The sequence below is a fragment of the Lutispora thermophila DSM 19022 genome, assembly GCF_900142105.1.
In the GTDB taxonomy this organism is placed as follows: Bacteria; Bacillota; Clostridia; order Lutisporales; family Lutisporaceae; genus Lutispora; species Lutispora thermophila.
This window is the reverse complement of the sequence record NZ_FQZS01000058.1, coordinates 1-2412: the sequence shown is the minus strand read 5'-3', so window position 1 is coordinate 2412 and position 2412 is coordinate 1. Positions and strand designations below refer to the sequence as shown.

The 2412-nt window shown below is 32.5% G+C and carries 5 protein-coding genes; 3 read left to right on the top strand and 2 right to left on the bottom strand.

Going from position 1 to position 2412, the window contains the following annotated elements; translation table 11 throughout:
* Nucleotides 1-291: SEC-C metal-binding domain-containing protein (locus tag BUB48_RS17390; RefSeq protein WP_207648363.1), on the bottom strand; the 291-nt coding region annotated here is incomplete at its 3' end.
* Between the two features lie 156 nt (nt 292-447).
* Here BUB48_RS17390 and BUB48_RS17385 point away from each other — a divergent pair.
* From BUB48_RS17385 to cpaB, 3 genes are read left to right on the top strand one after another with little or no spacing between them, the layout of a single operon-like run.
* On the top strand, nt 448-1008 hold the full coding sequence (locus tag BUB48_RS17385) for a hypothetical protein (RefSeq protein ID WP_073028218.1): 561 nt from the start codon (nt 448-450) through the stop codon (nt 1006-1008).
* Between the two features lie 28 nt (nt 1009-1036).
* On the top strand, nt 1037-1456 hold the full coding sequence (locus BUB48_RS17380) for a prepilin peptidase (protein ID WP_073028217.1): 420 nt from the start codon (nt 1037-1039) through the stop codon (nt 1454-1456).
* 18 nt (nt 1457-1474) lie between these two features.
* Nucleotides 1475-2173 carry a Flp pilus assembly protein CpaB gene (gene cpaB, locus BUB48_RS17375; protein ID WP_073028215.1) on the top strand — a complete coding sequence of 233 codons (699 nt, stop codon included), beginning with the start codon at nt 1475-1477 and terminating at the stop codon, nt 2171-2173.
* A gap of 38 nt (nt 2174-2211) precedes the next feature.
* On the opposite strand, the gene BUB48_RS18380 is transcribed toward cpaB, so the two are convergent.
* Nucleotides 2212-2412, bottom strand: a 201-nt coding sequence (locus BUB48_RS18380) for a hypothetical protein (protein ID WP_207648362.1), incomplete at its 5' end; no start/stop codon positions are given.

Here is a 2412-nt window from a genome sequence, read left to right as displayed (position 1 = left end):
AATATCTACAAGGACTATTTCAGAAAAATTATCACAAATATAATCCATAGGGAGATCCATACAAGAGCCTGCACCCAAAATAATAATATTTCTATTATCTTCTTTAGAGATTTGATTTAATTGCTTTGCTATTGCTTGATACAGCCCAAATCTTGTATAGCTCCATAAGTCATATTTGGAAGCGGTGTTGATGTCCATATTGGCTTTGTTTTGAATACTTTTATATTTTTTACCACAGCACAAGCCAAATGATTGACCACTTCCACAAGGACAGGTATTTTGTGTTAACATTAAAATTCAACTCCTTTGTTGTAATTTTTTAAAAAGTATCACCATAACTTTACTTTATTACTATTAAAGAATCAAGTTAGAAAATTATATAAAAAGCCTATAAGTTACGGAAGAAGCAGTATTGTTGTAAATAATGGCAAGAAGGATGTTAAATTGATGAAAAACATGTACAAAGTTTTAAAAAACAATAAGGGTTCGGTAGTTTCTGATATTCTTTTTTATGGATTCGTTATTGTATTTGTTGTACTCCCAGTTTTCAGTGTAGTATTTGAACAGTACATTCTATTATTAAATGCACAGGCTATAAAGGATGCTGTTGATGTCACAAATCTTGCTGCCTATAATGCAATGAAGGTGTCAGACAAAAGCGAGACAAAAATTACTGCCGATGCAGAAGACATAAAAAACATCTATAAGACATTATTGGCGTTAAATATGAATTTGAATAATGATCTTACACCAAAGGAAAACTCAATAGCAGCAGGTAAAGTGGAAATAATAAATGTTACTGTTTATCCAAAAGGAATGAGCTTTCCTGTTACCTGTCCAAAGGGCGGCACGATAAGCCGTCCTTCAGTACATTCCATAATAAAGATACCGATAAAGCATACTTTATTTTGGAACGTATATAGATTTTTTACAGGAACAACGGATGATGGTATAAAAGATTATGAGGCTCATATAGATACAGAATTGCCATATAACAATCCGGACTAAAGGAGGTATAAATATAGTACCTTTAATATTGACAAGTGCAGTTTCATCATATGAGGACATAAAAAAGCTGGAAATAAGTAACAGGACAACAATAATTGCTTTGATAATTGGAGTTGGAGTTGCAGTATATAACAATAACTTATTTGATGCATATAAAGGAGCTATCATAATGGCAGCTCCTTTATATGTTATTGCTTATATTTACTTAGCTATAACAAATGAGCAAGGTCTAGGGGGTGGAGATATAAAAATAGCCTTCATATACGGTCTATATCTGAAAGAAGCTGAATTAATTTATGCTGCATATTTTATTACTTTCTTCTTAGCTGGAATATTCCTACTTATAAGAAAGGCAATAAGAAGCAAAAGTGAAAATTCAGGGATACCTTTAATTCCTTTTATGTCTTTAGGAACAACTGTAGCGTATATTATGATCAATATCAGATAGAAAGGTGGCGTGACCTTATTGAAACAACGTAAAACATTGATTATAGCCATAATTCTTCTTTTGATTCTTATGTCCGTGGAAGTTTATGTTGTGAAAAAAGCTTCAGATTATGAGCCCAAGATTAAAGTTGTATATTCAAAAGTAAAAATTCCGGCAGGAACAGTGATTACAAAAGACATGTTGATAGAAAAGGAAGTTGAATTGAGTCTTGTCAACATAAAAGCCGTAAAAGATATGGGTGAAGCTGTGGGAAAGATAGCAAAAATTGATATAGAGGAAATGGAGATGATAACTGCAAGCAGGCTTGTAGAATACGTAGAAGAGAAAAAATTAAAAATGGAAAACCCAAATAACAGGTTTATAACCATAAAGTTTGAACCGGATCAAGTTAACGGATGGTGGATAGGTGATAGAGTAGATATATTGTTTGTTCCGGATGATAATGAATACAGCGCTCCAAAAGCAATCATCAATAATGGACAACAGGAAGAAACGAACGGAAAAATCATATTTGATCCATCAGGCATAGTCAGATTAGAAAATGTTAGAGTTGCTGCAATAATGGACGAGACAAGAAAACTAGTAGAAAATATCGAAGATACAACCTATAACCCGGTATTGGTTTCATTTGAAGTGGATACTGAGCAGGATAAATTCTTGGCATGGGCAAAACATCACGGGAAAATTGAAGTGTCAGCAAGGAATGAGAGTGGATAAGAATCAGTTTATGATAAATGGAAGAGAGCCAAAGATAATTATGCTTTCTTCCATCTACTAAAATTCTTAAATAAAATTTTATGTTTGTTTTCATTAGCACATGGCATGAATATTGTATCATTATAAAAAAACTCTTTTTTATTGCAGTATATGCATTTGTATTCACCTTCTACTGGTACTGATTCACCAGGTATATAGTGATGCAAAGCTTTTCTTATGTAGTCCCATATAAAACTTGC